General features: G+C 65.9%; 17 protein-coding genes, 1 tRNA gene and 2 riboswitches. Of the genes, 12 read left to right on the top strand and 6 right to left on the bottom strand.

Features of this window, described 5'->3' with window-relative positions; all coding sequences use genetic code 11:
- Window positions 1-15: 15 nt before the first annotated feature.
- Window positions 16-232, top strand: a riboswitch (cyclic di-AMP (ydaO/yuaA leader).
- Between the two features lie 10 nt (window positions 233-242).
- The 9 genes from AU175_RS06705 (at window position 243) to AU175_RS06665 (ending at window position 10,266) form a co-directional block, all read left to right on the top strand.
- A complete protein-coding gene (locus tag AU175_RS06705) occupies window positions 243-1,061 on the top strand; it encodes a M23 family metallopeptidase (protein WP_082979042.1) in 819 nt (272 codons plus the stop codon).
- Between the two features lie 136 nt (window positions 1,062-1,197).
- Window positions 1,198-1,371: riboswitch (cyclic di-AMP (ydaO/yuaA leader) on the top strand.
- 70 nt (window positions 1,372-1,441) lie between these two features.
- On the top strand, window positions 1,442-2,104 hold the full coding sequence (locus AU175_RS06700; protein WP_066290688.1) for a C40 family peptidase: 663 nt from the start codon (window positions 1,442-1,444) through the stop codon (window positions 2,102-2,104).
- Between the two features lie 133 nt (window positions 2,105-2,237).
- Window positions 2,238-2,993: an NlpC/P60 family protein gene (locus tag AU175_RS06695; RefSeq protein WP_066286891.1), complete on the top strand. Its 756-nt coding sequence runs from the start codon at window positions 2,238-2,240 to the stop codon at window positions 2,991-2,993.
- 235 nt (window positions 2,994-3,228) lie between these two features.
- Entirely contained in the window at window positions 3,229-3,729 is a 501-nt protein-coding gene (locus AU175_RS06690; protein ID WP_066286886.1) for an HNH endonuclease, read from the top strand.
- A 47-nt stretch (window positions 3,730-3,776) separates the two neighbouring features.
- Window positions 3,777-4,382 carry a molybdenum cofactor guanylyltransferase gene (gene mobA / locus AU175_RS22320; protein ID WP_066286885.1) on the top strand — a complete coding sequence of 202 codons (606 nt, stop codon included), beginning with the start codon at window positions 3,777-3,779 and terminating at the stop codon, window positions 4,380-4,382.
- A gap of 46 nt (window positions 4,383-4,428) precedes the next feature.
- Window positions 4,429-4,722 carry a DUF6457 domain-containing protein gene (locus tag AU175_RS22315; RefSeq protein WP_066286884.1) on the top strand — a complete coding sequence of 98 codons (294 nt, stop codon included), beginning with the start codon at window positions 4,429-4,431 and terminating at the stop codon, window positions 4,720-4,722.
- Window positions 4,719-6,101 carry a molybdopterin molybdotransferase MoeA gene (locus AU175_RS06675; RefSeq protein WP_066286881.1) on the top strand — a complete coding sequence of 461 codons (1,383 nt, stop codon included), beginning with the start codon at window positions 4,719-4,721 and terminating at the stop codon, window positions 6,099-6,101. The genes AU175_RS22315 and AU175_RS06675 overlap by 4 nt, the downstream gene beginning before the upstream one ends.
- A 126-nt stretch (window positions 6,102-6,227) precedes the next feature.
- Window positions 6,228-7,118, top strand: a complete 891-nt coding sequence (gene fdhD / locus AU175_RS06670) for a formate dehydrogenase accessory sulfurtransferase FdhD (protein WP_066286879.1) — start codon at window positions 6,228-6,230, stop codon at window positions 7,116-7,118.
- A 112-nt stretch (window positions 7,119-7,230) separates the two neighbouring features.
- A complete protein-coding gene (locus AU175_RS06665) occupies window positions 7,231-10,266 on the top strand; it encodes an alpha-mannosidase (protein WP_066286876.1) in 3,036 nt (1,011 codons plus the stop codon).
- Window positions 10,267-10,454: 188 nt separating this feature from the next.
- On the opposite strand, the gene AU175_RS06660 is transcribed toward AU175_RS06665, so the two are convergent.
- Together AU175_RS06660 and AU175_RS06655 are read right to left on the bottom strand one after the other, a co-directional pair.
- The gene (locus tag AU175_RS06660; protein ID WP_066286873.1) at window positions 10,455-11,192 is read right to left on the bottom strand and encodes a hypothetical protein; all 738 of its coding nucleotides are present in this window, start codon (window positions 11,190-11,192) and stop codon (window positions 10,455-10,457) included.
- On the bottom strand, window positions 11,189-11,923 hold the full coding sequence (locus AU175_RS06655) for a hypothetical protein (RefSeq protein WP_066286871.1): 735 nt from the start codon (window positions 11,921-11,923) through the stop codon (window positions 11,189-11,191). The genes AU175_RS06660 and AU175_RS06655 overlap by 4 nt, the downstream gene beginning before the upstream one ends.
- A 284-nt stretch (window positions 11,924-12,207) precedes the next feature.
- Here AU175_RS06655 and AU175_RS06650 point away from each other — a divergent pair, with 284 nt between their 5' ends.
- Together AU175_RS06650 and AU175_RS06645 are read left to right on the top strand one after the other, a co-directional pair.
- Window positions 12,208-13,872 (top strand): ABC-F family ATP-binding cassette domain-containing protein, encoded by a 1,665-nt coding sequence (locus AU175_RS06650; RefSeq protein WP_066286869.1) that lies wholly within the window; start codon window positions 12,208-12,210, stop codon window positions 13,870-13,872.
- On the top strand, window positions 13,869-15,782 hold the full coding sequence (locus AU175_RS06645) for an ABC transporter ATP-binding protein (RefSeq protein WP_066286867.1): 1,914 nt from the start codon (window positions 13,869-13,871) through the stop codon (window positions 15,780-15,782). The genes AU175_RS06650 and AU175_RS06645 overlap by 4 nt, the downstream gene beginning before the upstream one ends.
- A gap of 70 nt (window positions 15,783-15,852) precedes the next feature.
- On the opposite strand, the gene AU175_RS06640 is transcribed toward AU175_RS06645, so the two are convergent.
- From AU175_RS06640 to AU175_RS06630, 3 genes are all read right to left on the bottom strand, one after another.
- Window positions 15,853-16,281 (bottom strand): NUDIX hydrolase, encoded by a 429-nt coding sequence (locus AU175_RS06640; RefSeq protein ID WP_066286865.1) that lies wholly within the window; start codon window positions 16,279-16,281, stop codon window positions 15,853-15,855.
- Window positions 16,278-16,769 carry a DUF6314 family protein gene (locus AU175_RS06635; RefSeq protein ID WP_066286863.1) on the bottom strand — a complete coding sequence of 164 codons (492 nt, stop codon included), beginning with the start codon at window positions 16,767-16,769 and terminating at the stop codon, window positions 16,278-16,280. The genes AU175_RS06640 and AU175_RS06635 overlap by 4 nt, the downstream gene beginning before the upstream one ends.
- Window position 16,770: 1 nt before the next feature.
- Window positions 16,771-16,843, bottom strand: a tRNA-Arg gene (locus AU175_RS06630).
- Between the two features lie 84 nt (window positions 16,844-16,927).
- On the opposite strand from AU175_RS06630, the gene AU175_RS06625 reads away from it, so the two are divergent.
- A complete protein-coding gene (locus AU175_RS06625; RefSeq protein WP_066286858.1) occupies window positions 16,928-17,698 on the top strand; it encodes a DUF998 domain-containing protein in 771 nt (256 codons plus the stop codon).
- On the opposite strand, the gene AU175_RS06620 is transcribed toward AU175_RS06625, so the two are convergent.
- A complete protein-coding gene (locus tag AU175_RS06620) occupies window positions 17,676-18,323 on the bottom strand; it encodes a hypothetical protein (protein WP_066286857.1) in 648 nt (215 codons plus the stop codon). The two genes, AU175_RS06625 and AU175_RS06620, sit on opposite strands and share 23 nt — an antisense overlap.
- Window positions 18,324-18,341: the final 18 nt, after the last annotated feature.

Here is an 18,341-nt window from a genome sequence, read left to right as displayed (position 1 = left end):
CCGAGCTCTGCCAGCAGATTGGGTATGCGAGTCACCAACTGGCAGAGGCGGGGGAACCACAACCGGCAGTCGCAAGGCTGCCTTGGGGTGAAGTCCGTCAGCAGCAAGCCTCTTCCAGCGAAGGATCCTCACGGGATATCTCTGCGCCGAAGCTTGCTTACGGCGGACCGGGTCTTTGAACTCTCTGACCCGAATCCGACAGCTAACTTCGCAGGCTTTCCAGAGAGGAACCGTTCTTGACCATGCAGAATTCCAGGGGCCGCCGCCGTGCGGCCGGCCCCGCAGCGGCGCCTCGCGTCGCTGCAGCCGTGGCCGCGGACAGGCCCCGGGATCCACAGCGTGATGCGCGCCGCCGGCGGGGACCCTTCCGGCAAATCACCGAATTTGCAGCCGCCAGTGGTGTTGGCCAGAAGGCCGGCATTGCCCTCGCAGCCACGGGCCTGGTACTCACTGTCACGGTGCCGGCCACCAGCCCCGTCTTGGCTACGCCTGATGTCGGCCAGGAGTCGGCGGCCGTTTCCGCAGCAGCGCAGCCCGAAATTTCCGCCGAAGCGGCCGCAAGAATCGATTTCAGCCGGTCCTCCGTTGTCACCCAGGGCGATCCCGACGGCAAGCTCAAGCAGCTCCTGAGTGCCCAGTCGGCCGGCTCGATCACCAGGGCTGCGTCCGCCGGGAGCCTCGGGGCCCCACTTGCAAGCCTCGCTACCGCGTCCCCGTTCGGCTACCGCGTGAGCCCAATCACGGGCGGCTCCGGAGACTTTCACCGCGGCCAGGACTACGTGGCCCAGTGCGGCACTTCTGTCCTGGCGGCCGCCAGCGGCACCGTCACGTTCGCCGGATGGCACCAGTACGGTGGAGGCAACCGCGTGGTGGTTGATCACGGCAATGGCCTTGAAACCACGTACAACCACCTGTCGTCCTTCAACGTCAAAGAAGGCCAGACGGTCAGCCGCGGCGAAGTGGTGGCGCTCAGCGGCACCACAGGCGCCTCCACCGGCTGCCACCTCCACTTCGAGGTCCAGGTCAACGGTGAAGTCGTTGACCCTACCGGCTGGCTCTAGTCAAACGATGGAAAACTCTCACATTCTCGTGACATGCCGTGACCTGAATGTGACATTCAATCCGAACTGCTGTACCGTCTAACTTGCGTCAACTTTTCCGAAGTTGACGTTCTTGAGTGGATTGCCTAGCTCTGCCACCGCTCAAGGTCCGTTCGCATCACATCGTCTGGCAGGGGCGGGGGAACCAATTTTGGCCTTCGAAGTTTGGAGGCCTTGGGGTTAAGTCACAAAGCTTCCCAGGAAGCGATGTGGCCGGGTGCACTCCCATCCGAATCCGACAGCTCACCTCGTAGGCATTGGGAGAGGCTACCTTCGTGTCTTCACGCCATAATTCTGCGCGCCACCGCGCGCAAACGGTCCGCACCAACCCGCTGGGCCCCGTGTCCAAAGCTGTCAGTGCGAATGCCGGGACCGTAGGTCGCCAGGCTGCTGTCATTGCAGCCGCAACGGGCATGATCCTGAGCATGGGGCTTCCGGCCAACGCTGCGGACACCACCGCTGGCGTATCCGCCTCCACCGAGTCCGGTTCAGCGCAGACTGCCCTTGCCGTCACGGCTGCCCCCACCGCCACTGTCTCCTTCGAGCGCCCCGTGGTCAAAACCACGCCGGCGCCGAGGGTCGAAACGGTCCGGGCTCAGTCCACTGACACGGAGAGCGACTCAGACGCGACGGCCACAGTAGCCAGCAAGCTGACGGACGCAGCATCGTCGGCAGCAGCATCCGGCCTGGCAGCTATCGCCTACACCGGCATTGGCAACCCCTACGTCTGGGGTGGCACCACTCCCAGCGGCTGGGACTGCTCTGGATTCACCCAGTGGGTCTATGCCCAGGCCGGCATCAGCATTCCGCGTGTCAATGCCTGGACGGCAATGACGCCCACCTCAACACCGTCTCCCGGTGACCTTGTTATGCAGAATGGCGGAGCCCACGTAGGCATTTACGTTGGCAACGGCATGATGATCAGCGCCCTGAACCCCTCACAGGGAACCCTGCTGCACTCGGTGGCCTCCACCGGCACCTCCTCGTTCTTCACCATGAAGTAGAAGAACCGTTCTTCTCCAGAACACTTTTCGCTAAATCCCCGTTCGGGGTGTGCCGGCGTACCCCCAAGATGCCGGCACGCCCAAAGTCTTTGGCCTGCCTGTGCGGTCCTGAGGAATACGAAAGAGAGAAATAATGACTACTCGTGCAACTGTTGCACGGCACCGCGCGGAGGTCACCAAGACCAACTCGCTGGCTGTCATTGCCAAGGCCGTCGGCGACAACGCCGGTGGCGTGGGCCGCCAGGCCGCGGTTATCGCCGCTGCGTCCGGCCTGGTCCTGACCAGTGGTATCGCGGCGAACGCTGCAGACACCAACGTCCAGCGTGAATCCGCCTCCGCTTCGAACCTTGAGGTTGAGGCGTCCGCTCCGGCCATCATTTCGGCTGCTTCCACCATTGCCATCTCCTACGAGAAGCCTGCTGTGACCACCACGCCGGCTCCCGTGGTTGTTGCACCCGAGCCCGAGGTTGAGGCTCCGGCAGCGCCGGCCGCCCAGCCTGTTGCAACCGTCAAGGTAGCTGCGGCAGCCCCCGCAGCCCCGAAGGCGCCCGTTGCTGCCAGCAGCAAGGGGCAGGCCATCCTGTCCGCTGCCTACGCCCAGCTTGGTGTGATGCAGGACTGCACCATGCTGGTTACGAACTCCCTGGCCGCCGTGGGCATCAACTTCCACGACTGGCCCGCAGGCTACCTGTCCCTGGGACAGACCGTGAGCGCCGCAGAGGCTCAGCCCGGCGACTTGATCTACTACGCCGATGGCGGCGCGGGCGTCGCCCACGTAGCTGTCTACGCCGGCAACGGCCAGGCTGTACACGGTGGCTACAACGGGAACCAGACCGTAGTTTTCAGCGCCAACGTTGGCTCCGGCCCGGTTTTCATCCGCGTCAACTGATTTCCCAGCAGCGCTTTGGAGGACCCCCGCCCTTTGGCGGGGGTCCTTCGCGTTAACGGCATTGCCGGACGTTATACCGTGCAGCAGGCCATGGACACGTGCATATTCCAGAACAACGGATTAGTTGATCCCGGGTTTCTTTGTTTACTCTTGTGGTGTCGATCCATAGCCCGGACATGCCGAGGGCAGCCGGCCCTCGCGCCCCTGACGGGTGCGGCCGTGAAGAGGTACGTGCATGCGCACTCTCGTTCTGAATGCTGGATATGAACCGCTGGCGGTAATCACCTTCCGCCGGGCGCTGGTCCTTGTGCTCACAGGGAAGGCAAGCGTTGTCGCGGAAGGCGAGGACCCTGTAGTGGGGCCGCAGGAGATTCTGGGCCGCCCGTCCGTCATCCTCCTGAACCGCTACATCCGTCCCCGATACAACCAGACCACTGCCGTGAGCCGCAGGGGAGTGCTGCGCCGGGACGGACACAGGTGCGCATACTGCGGAAAAGCTGCGCACACCATTGACCACGTCCAGCCCAAGTCCCGTGGCGGCGCAGATTCCTGGGAGAATCTGGTCGCCGCATGCCTGCGCTGCAACAACGTCAAAGGCGACCACACGCCGGGCGAGATGGGCTGGAAACTTCGGTTCACACCCGAACCACCCCATGGCACGATCTGGCAGATCAAGGAGCTGGAGAAACCCACCCCTGCCTGGGACCCGTTCCTGCTGCCTGAACGGGCTGCCTAAGCCGAGCGCATGAAGGAACACGGTCCCAGCCCGGCTAGGCTGGGACTGTGGATTCTGTTGCCTTCGAATATGACGCGGTCATCCTGGCGGGCGGCCGCTCGTCGCGGCTGGGCGGGGTGCCTAAGCAGGCGCTGATCTACGACGGCGCCTCCCTCCTGCAGCGGTCCCTTGAAGCAGTGGCGGGCGCACGATCGGTGGTAGTGGTGGGCCCGGATCCGGGACCCCTGCCTGCGGGGGTCATCACCTGCCGGGAGGATCCGCCTTTTTCCGGTCCGGCGTCGGCCATCGGCGCGGGGCTGGCGGCGCTCGGCCCTGCGGGGCTGCGTCCGCCCTTCACCCTGTTGCTGGCCTGTGACATGCCCAGGGTAGGCCCGGCGATTGATGCCCTTCGGCGGGCTCTCGGTCAGGGCGACGGCGTCATGGCTGTCTCGGCGGACGGACACCGCCAACCCCTGGCGGGCTTTTACAGCACTCCGGCGCTGCAGCGTTCAGTTCAGAACCTCATCTCTCGCGGTGCCTTAATGAACGGCTCCGTGTCCGCTCTCCTTGCTAGGCTGGATGTGCAGCTTGTCACCGTCCCGGCGGGTTCCACGGATGACGTGGATACCTGGGATGATGCCGCCGCGCTTGGAGTGGCCGGCCAGGAACCATGACCAGGTTCCGGACCTGCGTGGCCGCAGTTGATTTGGGAGGCATACAGTGAAAAGCCAGGATGAGACGCTGGAGGAATGGTGCAGGGCGCTCCTTCAGGCCTACGAACTTGAGGACGTTCAGGTGGACGTTAACGCCATCCTCTCGCTCGCGGGGGTGGCGGCGCATTCTGTAGTCCGGCCGGCCGCGCCACTGACCACCTTTATCGCAGGATTCGCTGCGGGGCTGGCCTCAGGCTCGGGGCAGGCAACGGACACCGCTTCCATGTCAGCGGCCATGGACGTGGCGCGATCCCTGGCCGTGGACTACGATTCTGCATCCGCCGGGACTCCTGCCGAATGACCGCCGCCCCCGGCGGGACATCAAACCAGGACGCGCAGGACGAACCCACCAGGCATCTGGCCCACACGTGGGAGGAGGCCCGCCAGGCTGCGTTCGACTGTGCTGCGCCGATACCGGCGGGGCGCGTCCCCTTACAGCAGGCCCTGGGCCGGACGCTTGCCGAGGACATCACCGCACTCCAGGACATGCCCCACTACGCGTCGTCTGCGATGGACGGCTGGGCTGTCAACGGCAGCGGTCCCTGGATTCTGGCCGAGGCGGGCCAGCGTCTGGCGCCGCACCAGGCCAGCCCCATAGTGACCGGTGGCCTGATTCCGGCCGGCGCGAAAGCCGTGCTCCGCAGCGAAAGTGCGGTGCTGGGCACTGACGAGGACGGGCTTCCGGTCCTGATGGTCGGAGGCGGCGCCCGGCCCGGGGAACCGAAGAACGGCCAGCACATCAGGAAAGCAGGCGAGGAAGCGGCCGCGGGGGACGTCCTGGTCAAGTCAGGCGCCACCCTCAACCCGGCCCACATCGCCGTGGCCGCCCTTGCCGGCCACGATGATCTGCTGGTGCAGGGCAAGCCGGTGGTCAAACTGCTGCTGACCGGATCCGAAGTAGTGACTCAGGGTGTGCCGGCTCCCGGACAGGTACGTGACACGTTCGGACCGCAGCTCGCCGCCGTCGTGGAAATGCTGGGCGGAATTCCGGCGGGGCAGGAAAGGATCGGCGACTCCTACGAGGAATGGCTCTCCGCCCTGGAGGACGTTGCCGAGCCCGGAGGTGCGGTCCCGGCCGTCCTGCCTGCCGACGTCGTCATCACCACCGGCGGTACAGGCCGCTCCGGCACCGACCACCTTCGCCAGGCCGTCGCTGAGCTGGGTGGGCGGCTGGTCATTGACGGGATCGCCATGCGTCCTGGCCATCCCGCTGTCCTCGCGGAGTTGCCGGACGGACGGTTTGTCCTTGGATTGCCGGGAAATCCGCTGGCCGCCATGATGGCACTGTCTACCGTGGGTGCGCCGTTGCTCGCCGCACTGGGGCACGGCTCCATGCCGGCTGTGCAGGAGGTCCCGTGCGGAACCACCATCGAGCCTGATCCCGGCCGGACGCGGCTGGTGCCGTTCCGGCTGCTTTATGGCATGGCCTCGCCTGCACAGCACACCGGCCCAGGCATGATGCGGGGGCTGGCATCGGCCCACGGGGTGATGGTGGTGCCTCCCCACGGAGTCCAGCTCGGTGAAGCGGTACCCGCGTTCCCCCTGCCCTGGGGGCCGCCGCTCGCCGTTCCCGAAGCCCCGGGAACCAAGCCCAAGACACCGGCACGCCCAACCCGTAAGGCCGGTTCCAGGTCTGCGGAACCGGCAGGCCCCGTGGACTGGAGCGCGCTCCTGGGCTGACTGCGGGAACGGCTGGCTTAGCGACCGTGCGCTTGCAATGATGGAGTCATGAAAAGGCATCCTGGCCGGGACCGGCAGCTACGGGAAACAATGCGGGGCTTCCGCCGGCAGGACGGGGAGTAGGACATGGGGCGCGTTACGCAACGCCGCAAGGTCCACCGGTACGTGCTGGACGGGTCGCCGCAGGCCCTTGAGTTCCCCGTGCGGCACCGGGAGGACACCCTCGCAGTGGAGGAACCCCTTGAAATCCGGCTGGGCCCGCTCTCCTTTTCGGTGACAATGCGCACTCCCGGCGACGACTTCGACCTCGTGGCCGGGTTCCTGGTGTCGGAGGGGATTATCTGGACTCCCGAACAGCTGGTGTCGCTGCGGTTCTGTGCCGGGGAGGACGAAAACGGGGTGCAGACCTTCAACGTCGTGGAGGCCCAACTGCGCCCCGACGTCGACGTTCCGACTCTCGGCCGGAACGTCTTCACCTCCAGCTCGTGCGGGATCTGCGGCACGGATTCGATTGACGCTGTCCGGAAGTCATCGCACTACAGTCCTGCTGCGGACCCGGTCTCGGTACCTGCGGCCATTCTCGCATCGCTGCCGGGCCGCCTTCGGGAGGCGCAGGCCGTCTTCGACGTGACCGGGGGAGTCCACGCCGCCGGACTGTTCAGGATAGAGGACGACGGCGGGGTGCAGCTTCTGTGCCTCCGCGAGGACGTGGGCCGGCACAACGCCGTGGACAAGGTAGTGGGCTGGGCACTGAGGGAGCGCATGCTTCCCTTGTCCGGGCTGGTGCTGCAGGTCTCCGGCCGTGCGTCCTTTGAGCTGGTGCAGAAGGCGGCGTTAGCCGGGATCCCTGTGCTGGCTGCGGTAAGCGCTCCGTCCAGCCTGGCGGTGGAGCTTGCCGAGGCGAGTGGAGTGACGCTGGCGGGATTCAGCCGGGGAACAAGCCTGAACGTTTATGCCGGCCAGCACAGGATCACGGTCCCTGCCCCGGCTGAGGATCCGGTGGAGCTTCGAGGATAAAACTGGCAGGGAACCGAGCCCGCAGAGGCTTGGTTATTACGCTACTAAGCAGTAGATTTTATCCATCGAATGGACACTTTGATCCAGTTTCAAGCGTTAAAGAGGGCTTACATTGCATGACGACCGCCGGATCACGGAAGTCCGCCTGGACCGTTTCGTACGTGAACGGATCATCCCCGCTGTCTATACACGCAGCGTTCCCCTGACACTCAGCAGCTGGGATGTCCCGGACGAACCTGTGACCGTGATGGAAGCGCTCCGCCACGACTTTGTGCCGCAGGAGCCCGGTGCCGCGTGGGGCAAGCCCTGGGGGACCAAATGGCTGCGGCTGCAGGGCGACGTCCCGGAGTCGTGGGGGACGGACCCGGACACCACGGTGGAAATCGTGGTGGATCTTGGCTTCACCACCGAAATCCCCGGCTTCCAGTGTGAGGGGATCGCGTGGCGCCCGGACGGCACCATCATCAAGGCCATTTCGCCGCGTAACCAGTACATCCCGCTGAAGCTGCTAGGTAGCGGCATGGCCGTGGACTTTTATGTGGAGGCGGCAGCCAACCCCGACGTCGCACAGGGCTGGACGTTCGCCGCCACCCCGTACGGAGACAAGGCCACTGCCGGCACGGCGCCCCAGTACCGGCTGGGAAACATCTCCATCGCCGAACTCAACCAGACGGTGTGGGAGCTCCAACAGGATATCTGGACCCTTGCCGGGCTGATGCATGAGCTTCCCACGGAGCAGCGGCGGCGCCACGAAATCCTCCGCGCGCTTGAGCGGATGATGGACGCCATGGAGCCGGACAACGTCGCAGGCACTGCCTCCGCCGGGCGCCAGGTGCTGGCAGAGGTGCTGTCCAGGCCTGCCTACGCCTCCGCGCACCAGCTGGTGGCCACCGGCCACGCCCACATCGACTCCGCGTGGCTGTGGCCGGTGCGCGAAACCATCCGCAAGTGCGCCAGGACATTCTCGAACGTTGTGGCCCTGATGGATGAGGACCCCGGCTTTGTGTTTTCCTGCTCCTCGGCCCAGCAGCTGGCCTGGATGAAGGAGTTCTACCCCGAACTGTTCGGACGCATCCGGGAGAAGGTCAAAGCGGGCCAGTTCGTGCCGGTGGGCGGCATGTGGGTGGAATCGGATACCAACATGCCCGGCGGAGAAGCCATGGCCCGGCAGTTCATCGAAGGCAAGAGCTTCATCCTTGATGAGTTCGGCATCGAATGCCGCGAGGCGTGGCTGCCGGATTCCTTCGGCTACTCTGCCGCCCTGCCGCAGATCGTCAAGGCGGCAGGCAGCCGCTGGTTCCTCACGCAAAAGATCTCCTGGAACCAGATCAACCGGATGCCGCACCACACCTTCAACTGGGAGGGGATCGACGGCACGCGGCTCTTCACGCATTTCCCGCCCGTGGATACCTATAACTCCGAGCTCAGCGGGCGGGAACTGGCGCACGCGGAACGCAATTACCGCGACCATGGGCGCGGCAGCACCTCGCTGGTCCCGTTCGGCTACGGCGACGGCGGCGGCGGACCCACCCGCGAGATGCTGGCTGCGGCGCACCGCGCCAGCGACCTGGAAGGGTCGCCCAAGGTCCGGGTTGGCTCCGCCGAAAGTTTCTTTACCCAGGCCGAGGAGGAGTACACGGCTCTGCCCGTATGGGTGGGTGAGATGTACCTGGAACTCCACCGCGGCACCTATACCAGCCAGGCCCAGACCAAGCGTGGCAACCGCCGCAGTGAACACCTCCTCCGCGAGGCGGAACTCTGGTGTGCTTCCGCAACCGTCCGCACGGGTGGATCCTTCGTGTACCCCGCAGCGGAGCTCAAGCGGCTGTGGCGCCTGGTGCTGCTCCAGCAGTTCCACGACATCCTGCCCGGCAGTTCCATCGCCTGGGTCCACCAGGACGCCGAGCGGAACTACTCCGCCATCAGCGCAGGCCTCGAAGCGCTCATCGCCCAGGCAGCGGCTGCCTTGCTCGGCGAGGGCCAGCGCGAGTTCCTGCTCAACGCTGCGCCCCACGCCCGCGACGGCGTCCCGGCACTCGGTGCCGCGGAACGCGTGGCTGCCGGCGAGCCCGTAAGGACAGCAGCGGCGGACGACGGCGGATACGTGCTGGACAACGGCGTCATCCGTGCTGTCCTGGATTCCAACGGGCTCATTGCGTCCCTTACGGATTACGCCAGTGGACGGGAAGCGATCGCGCCCGGTCAGCGCGGCAACCTGCTGGAGCTCCACCGGGACACACCCAATGAATGGGACGCGTGGGACATCGACGAGTTCTACCGCCGCAACGTCACTGCCTCGGATGAGGCGCACGCGCTGCGGCTGGAATCGGAGGGCCAATCCGCCGTCGTGGTGGTGGAACGCGTCGCTGGGTCTTCCCCCGTGACGCAGCGGATCACGCTGGCCCCGGGGAGCGATTCGCTGGCGATCACCACGGCCGTCGCCTGGCAGGAGAGTGAGAAGCTCCTCAAACTGGGGTTTGCGCTGGACGTCCGGGCGGACCGTTCGGCCTCCGAGACGCAGTTCGGCCACGTTTTCCGCCCGACACACGTCAACACCTCGTGGGAAGCCGCCAAGTTCGAGATCTGCGCCCACCGGTGGATCCATGTGGCCGAACCCGGCTATGGCGTGGCCTTGTCCAATTCATCCACCTATGGGCATGACGTCACCAGGAACATCCGTGAGGGCGACGGCGGAACCACCACAATTGTCCGGCTCTCGCTCCTCCGTGCCCCCAAGTTCCCGGACCCTGCCGCGGACCGCGGACACCATGAACTGACGGTGACCATCCGTCCCGGTGCCGGCATCGCTGAGGCCGTGGAGGAGGGGTACCGGACCAACCTTGCGCCGAGGGTCGTGCGGGGCGCCAATCCGGTGGAGCCGCTGTTTACTGTGCCCAACCCCGCGCTGGTCATCGAGGCAGTGAAGCTTGCAGAGGACGGCTCCGGAGACGTCGTCGTCCGGCTCTACGAGTCCCTCGGCCAGCGTTCAACCGGGCTGCTGAGTGCAAACTTCGCGGTCAGGGATGTGTACGCCACGGACCTGCTGGAACGGCCCGCGGAAGCGCCCGGTGTAACGCCGTCAGGGCACGGCAGGGTCACGCTGGCCCTGCGCCCCTTCCAATTGGTGACGCTGAGGTTCGCACGCTGAGCGGAAAGGCCTTTAAATAGGCTGAGTGGGGGCGGTCCCCAACGACCGCCACCACTCATCCCCCCAATGCGAGTGAAGGACCCTGAGGCGAAACGTCTAAGAATTTCCCCGTTCGTAAACGCCCGGCGCCTCGCCTTCACACATTCATGATTGTTTCATATTCTAATGAAATTGTGAATCCATCTTTGTTACTTTTCAGTAGAAGGCCTTGAAGTCGATGCACTGCCGCCGTAGCGGACCCTGGCCGCCCAGATGAGCGCCAGGCCCACAATGAAGCACAGCACCGCCGTGTAATTGATGATGAACTCGGCGGGTCCCCAGCTGGGGGGAATCACGGGGAAGAACAGCGTCACAGCGATGGCTACCGCACCAACCGCCAGCAGGCATGCCGCGGTACGGATCGGCAAGGGCAGCGAACTTCGCACCGCACGCACCATGGCCGGCAACAGCACGAGGGACACATAGGCGGGATACGCCCTCCCGGCGGCACCGTAGTACTCCACCAGCAAGGCATCCGTGCCGCCCCGGGCCGAGACTCGAGCCATCCCCGCGGACGAGCCTTCTGAGTCAATCATGAGGAACAGTGCAATGAGGGACAGCGAGATCACGGCGAGGACTGTCATCCCGATCCGGCCCGTCAGCAGCCGGTAGCCACCGGTGGCACCGAAACCACGTGTGACACGGATGCCCACGCAGAGGATGGCGGCGAAGATGACAAAGCGCAGGATGAGGTTCGCGAAGTTGAATCCGCCCAGCGCCTGGTCAATGGCTACATAGGGAGCTTCGATGCTGAGGAGGATGGCGAGGGTCATCAGCGCAAAGATCCAGAACAGAGTCAGGTTCTCGCCACGCAGGGCGCTGGGAATCCGGGCCCCGGCAACGAGGCCGCACACGGCCAGGGTGGACCACTGAAGGATTTCGATCATCCCAGGTTCTCCCAGATCTTGTCGGTTTGTTCTTGGTCGTGTTCCTGGCGTTTCAGGGTTTTGCCCAGCGCCTGCAGCCGGTCGCCCGCCAAGGCGGTCAGCTCGCCGTCGTGCAAGCTGTCCAAGGCAGCCTGGCGGGCATCGGGCGGCCAGCCAGCCTCCGCCTCGGTGATCAATCCCGTGGCGACCAGCCCGCCGGCAGCACCGACTCCCGCGGCAAGCGACGTGGCAACGGCCAGTTCCGGGGACAGGCGGTTCGCCGTCAGCTGTGCCGAATAGTTTTGCGGTGCGACTCCGGTGGCGGCCGAAACGCGGTGCCGCAGCTCGCCGTCGTCGATCGCCTCAACCCAGTTCTTGACGGAGGTGGCGTGCGGTGCCGGGCTCAGCGCCGGCGGTTCGGCTGAAGAGCGGCCGGCCGGATCAACAGTGGAGCGCGCCAGCACGGCCCGCAGGAGGTCCGGCGTGGAGATCTGGCTGACCAGTTCACATCGGGTGGGCGGGACAGGAGCCGCCAGTTCGCGGTAGGCATCGAAGCTGGCGAGTGCCGACACCGGGTTGACGCCGTAGGCGCGGCTGATACTCACCACCGTGGCAACAGCAACTTTCCCGCGGACCAGCTGCTGGGCCAGGGTGGTCCGCTTGATCCCGGAGATCCGGCAGACGTCTGCCGTGCTGGCGTTGGGCGCGATGCCTTGCAGCCAGCGCTGGAACGCCTTGGCGGGGAGGGTCATGAAGGGCTCTCTGCAGAACGGATGGTGGCTCGATTTTACCGCGCCGCACCCAATGGAATTTTACGCGGAGTACGGATTCGACTATGCTTGATGGTCGAGCCCGTTGGTCCGTACACCCCCCAAGTCCGGACCGGCGGGGTCTTTTATGCCCTTCCGCGTGCGGGGCGGAATCACCCGGTTTCCCGCGACTTTCCGCGGTTTTCTGCGGAGTCCCGGAGCCTCATCCCGGGCCACCGCCCCTAAGACGGGGTTTCGCGGTCCGGCAGCATCGAGAGGATCGACCCATGACTGCAACCCTGGTTGCCAAAGACCTTTCCGGAGGCCACGACCACCGGACGCTCTTCTCCAAGCTTTCGCTTACGGTGGCTCCTGGCGACGTTGTAGGAGTGGTGGGAGCCAATGGTGCCGGCAAATCCACGCTGCTGCGACTGCTGGCAGGGGTGGACCAGCCACAGGGTGGGTCCGTCAGCCTCGCCCCGGCAGACGCCTTCGTGGGATGGCTTCCGCAGGAGCACGAACGGGTGCCGGGTGAGACCGTTGCCGCCTACATCGCACGCCGTACCGGCTGTGCCCAGGCCACGGCGGAGATGGAATCCACTGCCGAAGCCCTGGGCTCCGGCGCCCCGGGGGCGGACGATGCCTATTCCTTCGCCTTTGACCGGTGGATGGCCTCCGGGGCAGCGGACCTCGATGAGCGCATCCCGCCCGTTCTGGCAGACCTTGGGCTGGAAACCGGCACTGACGCTCTCATGACGGGTCTCTCCGGCGGCCAGGCCGCCCGGGTGGCTCTTGCCGCCCTGCTGCTCAGCCGTTTCGACATTGTGCTGCTGGACGAGCCCACCAACGACCTTGACCTCGCCGGCCTGGCCAAACTCGAGGCGTTTGTGCAGGGCCTCCGCGGCGGTGTGGTGCTGGTGTCCCACGACCGTGAGTTCCTGGCCCGCTGTGTCACCACCATCGTGGAGCTGGACCTGGCCCAGAATTCGGTTGCTGTCTACGACGGCGGCTACGAGGCTTTCCTGGAGGAACGCGCCGTGGCACGGCGGCACGCCCGGGAACGGTTCGAGGAGTTTGCCTCCACTAAAGCGGACCTTGTCTCCCGCGCCCGGACGCAGCGTGAATGGAGCTCCCAGGGCGTGCGGAACGCCATGAAGAAAAGCCCGGACAATGACAAGATCCGCCGCGCCGCGAGCACAGAGTCCTCGGAGAAGCAGGCGCAGAAGGTCCGGCAGATGGAGTCCCGGATTGCCCGGCTTGATGTGGTGGAGGAACCGCGGAAGGAATGGCAGCTGCAGTTCACCATTGGCCAGGCGCCCCGCTCCAGCGCCGTAGTGGCAACACTGCGGGGCGCTGTGGTGAACCAGGGAAGCTTTACGCTGGGCCCGGTCAACCTCCAGCTCAATGCGGGGGAGCGGATCGGCATCACCGGTCCCAACGGTGCGGGCAAGTCAACGCTGCTTCGGCTGCTCCTGGGCGTGCAGGCCCCGGACTCCGGCCACGCTGCCATGGGCGCATCGGTGGCCGTCGGGGAAATCGACCAGGCCCGCGGACTGCTGGCCGGGCACCTCCTGCTGGCTGACGCCGTCGAGGCCGTCCTTCCGGAACTGACGGCGGCGGAGGTCCGAACCCTGCTGGCCAAATTCGGGCTCAAGGCGGACCACACGGCCCGCCCGGTGGACTCCCTTTCACCCGGAGAGCGCACTAGGGCGGCCCTGGCGCTGCTCCAGGCCCGCGGGGTGAACCTGCTGGTCCTCGATGAGCCGACCAACCACCTGGACCTGCCCGCCATCGAGCAGCTGGAAGAGGCGCTGGGAAGTTATGAGGGCGCTTTGCTGTTAGTAACCCATGACCGGAGGCTGCTCGAGAACGTTCAGCTGGACGTCCGGTGGAATGTGGACAACGGAATGGTGACTGAAGTGATGACCGGCGCAACGGAGCAACACCCATGAGCATGGAGGGGGTGGCCTGGAACTCCCTGCACAAGATCACCAGGGCCAAGAGCGGCTCCAAACCGTTCTCCAAAGCCACTCTAAAACGGGTACTGGGCTTCGCCCGCCCGCACCGTGGCAAACTGATCGCCTTCGTGGCGCTCTCCATCGTGATGGCGTTCCTCGCCGTGGCAACCCCCGTCCTCGCAGGCCAGGTAGTGGACGCCATCGTGGCCAAGGCCGGCGCCGGGGAGGTCATCAGGCTTGCCGTGCTGATCGCCTTGGTGGCTGTGGCCGAAGCCGGCCTGGGACTTGTGAGCCGCTGGCTTTCGTCCACGATCGGCGAAGGCGTGATTGTGGACCTCCGAACCAGGGTCTTTGACCACGTCCAGAAGATGCCCATCGCCTTCTTTACCCGCACCCGTACCGGGGCCCTGGTCAGCCGCCTGAACAACGACGTCATCGGAGCCCAGTCCGCCTTCGCCGGGACCCTCTCCGGCGTGGTCAGCAACGTAGTGGCCCTGGTCCTGACGCTGATCGTGATGCTGGGCACGTCCTGGCAAGTCACCCTGCTTGCGATGGTCCTGTTGCCGATTTTCCTGATCCCCGCGCGCCGGATGGGTTCCCGGCTCGCGGACCTGCGCCGCGAGGCCGCCGAACATAACGCTGCCATGGGCACCCAAATGACCGAACGCTTCTCAGCTCCAGGCGCCACACTGGTCAAACTGTTCGGCCGGCCGGATGAGGAATCCCGGGAGTTCGCGGTCCGGGCCGGACGGGTCCGCGACATCGGCGTCCGCACGGCCATGCTGCAGTTCACGTTCGTCACGGCGCTAACGCTGGTGTCCGCCCTTGCCTTGGCCCTGGTCTACGGCCTGGGCGGCTGGTATGCCATCACCGGGCAACTTGCTGCGGGCGACGTCGTGGTGCTGGCGCTCCTGCTGACCCGCCTTTACGCCCCCCTCACCGCCCTCTCCAACGCGCGCGTGGAAATCATGAGTGCCCTCGTCAGCTTCGAACGGGTCTTCGAGATCCTGGACCTGAAGCCGCTGATCCAGCAGAAACCCGACGCTGTCGAGGTGCCGCCCGGCCCCGTGTCCGTGGAGTTCGACGACGTCAGGTTCGCGTACCCCTCGGCGGACAAGGTGTCACTGGCCTCGCTGGAGGAGGTATCCACCCTGGACACCCGCGGCGGTGAAGAGGTGCTGCACGGCATCAGTTTCCGCGTCGAACCCGGGCAAACGGTAGCGCTGGTGGGGTCCTCCGGCGCGGGAAAGTCCACCATTGCGCAGCTGCTTTCGCGGTTGTACGACGTCGACTCCGGCGCCGTGCGGCTGGGCGGCACCAGGCCGGGCTCGGGGCTGGACGTCCGGGACGCGACGTTCGACTCGCTGCGCGACACGCTGGGCATGGTCACCCAGGACGGTCACCTTTTCCACGAGAGCATTGCCTCCAACCTCCGGCTCGCCAGGCCGGACGCCACCGAGGCGGACATGTGGGACGCCATCAGGCAGGCCCGCTTGGAGACCATGATCCGGTCCCTGCCCGACGGCCTGGACACCGTGGTGGGGGAGCGGGGCTACCGGCTCTCCGGTGGAGAACGCCAACGGCTCACCATTGCCCGGCTGCTGATCTCGCAACCCAGGGTGGTGATCCTGGATGAGGCGACCGCCGCGCTCGACTCCACCAACGAAGCCGCAGTCCAGGCGGCTTTGGGCGCTGCACTCGAGGGGCGTACCGCCGTCGTGATTGCCCACCGGCTGTCCACCATCCGGGCCGCGGACGTCATCCTGGTGGTGGAGGACGGGCAGATCGTGGAACGCGGGACGCATACGGAGCTGCTTGCGGCCGAGGGCCGCTATGCGGAGCTGTACCGCACGCAGTTCGCCGAGGCCACCGCCGTGGCTGTGGAAGCCGTTCCGGAGTTCTAGCGGCTCAACCATTCCCCAACTAAGTAGCAGCAGGTGTCGTTTTAGCCGTCAAAACGACACCTGCTGCGACCTACTTGGGGCCGGGGCGGAGCGCGGCGAGTTCCGGCAGGATGTGGTCCGTCAGCAGCGGCGCGAGGTCCGCGGGAAGTGCCGCGCCCCGAGCCAGCGCAGCCAGGTCCAGCCAGCGGATCTCGGCGATCTCAGCCGAAGGGTGGGCCGTCCAGGTCCCCGGCGCCGTAAACACCGTCGCCTCGATGTCCGTGGCGGCCTCGTTGGCGGCATCCGCGATCCACACGCCCATCAGCTGCAGGTCCTCCGGATCCACGACGATCCCCACTTCCTCCTGGAGCTCCCGCGCCGCGGCGTGGACGGCGCTTTCGCCCGCTTTGGGCTTGCCTCCGGGGTGCATAAACATGCTGGTGCCGCGTTTGCGGACGGTCAGGAGCCGCCCTGCCGCGTCGAAGACACAGACGGCGGAGACAACAATGCGGGCTTTCACGGCTTCGAGCCTAGCCGCCTCAGGGCCGAGGTCAGCAGCAGGTCCTTGCTTGGCCCGCTGACGTCCCAGGTGTAGCTGAAGCGGTCAGACCCCTCATAGATGTACTTCACCCGGTAGGTGTCGGGATCGCACCAGTGTCTGTCCAGGTTGGCCTCCGGGCTGAAGCTCATCCGGTGGAAGGGCCGCCCATCGGCAAAAAACACGTCCAGCACATCGGGCCGGCTGGCGCATTTGAGGAGGTATTCGCGGGAGGCGGGGCCTGTGAAGGTGGGCCAGTTCATGGTTCCTTCCTCGTGGAAGGCCAGGCCGCCGTCGTCCGTGGGAGAAAAATGGACGACGCCGGAAAAGGTTCCGTGGGCGCCTGCCGCCCGGTCCAGGAGCTGCCGTTCTACGGCCCAGTGCCCGGCCTGCGACGGGCCGAGCAGATAGGCGCCGAGTTCGAATGCCGGCCCGGCCTGCGCGGCAGCCTGGGGTTCAGGAAGGTTCAAGTGCCCTCGATTGGAATCGAACCAACGACACCGGCTTTAGGAGAGCCGTGCTCTATCCACTGAGCTACGAGGGCGCGTATCCGTTTGTTCCGGCAGGGCCGGTCCGTCCGGACACGGATATAAGCATACAAGGTGGGAGGCCGTACTACGCTCTTGGCATGAGATCAGGCCCGACGTCCGCTCCAGCGGCCGCCTACATTCCGGACACGGCCTCCACCCGGCAGTACATCGGCGCCTGGTCTGTCCTGAGCGTGTTGCAGTATTTTGCCGCGGAAGCTGCGGTGATTGGCGCGTGGGCCGGACCGCAGCCCTACGACCGTCGGACCGGCTACATCAGCGACCTGGGCGCGGTTAACTGCGGGATCTACGACGGCCGGGACGTGTGTTCGCCGCTGTATTGGCTGATGAATACCTCGTTCGTGGTCCAGGGGCTGGGCATGTTCCTCGGGGCGCTGCTGCTGAGTTCAGGCCTGTTGTGCGTTGCAGCCCGGGCTGGTGTCAGGGTCCCTGTGGGCGGCCGCAGGAAACCACGGCTGGCGGCCATAGGGATGCGGGTGCTTACCGGAACGGCTGGTACAGGCACTGTCATCGTCGGGCTGGTTCCGGAGGATGTCGGGTCCGCCTGGCATTTTGCCGGCGCACTCATGTACTTCATCGCCGGGGCCGTGGCGTTGCTGGTGCTGGGCATCCTGTGGCTGGACCAGACGCCGCTGGGATGGTTCATCCTGGTGTGCGGCGTGGTGTCGGCCGCCGCGCTGGTTACTGGCGGACTGACAAGGATGGACGTTCCGGAGCCGGGCACGCTCGAAAGGCTGATGGGATATCCCGTTACCGTGGGAATAGCCACCGCCGGTCTGGTGATCGCGCAGCGGGTCCACCGGCACCGCCAGGAGCGGCGCGGCCTTGCTACTGCTGGGGCGCGGGCCTAGCGGATCCGGCAGCGGGCCTCTTCCCCATGAACACCGCCGCCGCCCCTGCCAGCAGGCTGAGGACTAACAGGACCCACCCCGCAACGGTGAGTGCAGACGCCAAGGCGACCTGGCCGGCGTCGGGCGTTCCCGCTGCCAGCGCAGCATCGATGGCGACGTTGCCCCACAGCCGGACCACCACGAACAGCAGCGGCACGGCCCAGAGGACCCAGCGGAGGGACTTCCTGGCCACGTTGGTCCCGATCAGCAGCAGCCAGGTGAAGCCGAAAATGAGCGGGAACAGCGTACCGGCGGTCTTGTGGACGTAGTTGAGCTGGCCGCGGGCGTCGTCGTCCATGGCAGCGTTTAGCTCGCCGACGTAGGCGGCATCAAAGCCGCCCACCAGGGAATCCGGCATCGCCAGCCCGCCGGAGAGCTGCCGCAGCTGGTCAAGGGTGAGCAGGTGGACGTACCAGAACAGGAACAGGCTGGCCACCACGCCTGCGATGACGATCAGGTTGCCGTTGTTCCGGGCCTTCTGCGGTGAGCGGTGAGTGGTGGGATTGATGACCGGCGGGAGATGGTGCTGCGGGACAGCCGCCTTGGAGCCGTGCTTCTTGATCCGCTGTGCAGGTGTCTTGGCCATGGCACCATTATCCCGCCC

Origin of the sequence: Arthrobacter sp. B6 (assembly GCF_001663775.1) — a bacterium.
In the GTDB taxonomy this organism is placed as follows: domain Bacteria; phylum Actinomycetota; class Actinomycetes; order Actinomycetales; family Micrococcaceae; genus Arthrobacter.
The sequence above is the reverse complement of the archived record's forward strand: the minus strand, read 5'-3'. Positions and strand labels throughout refer to the sequence as shown.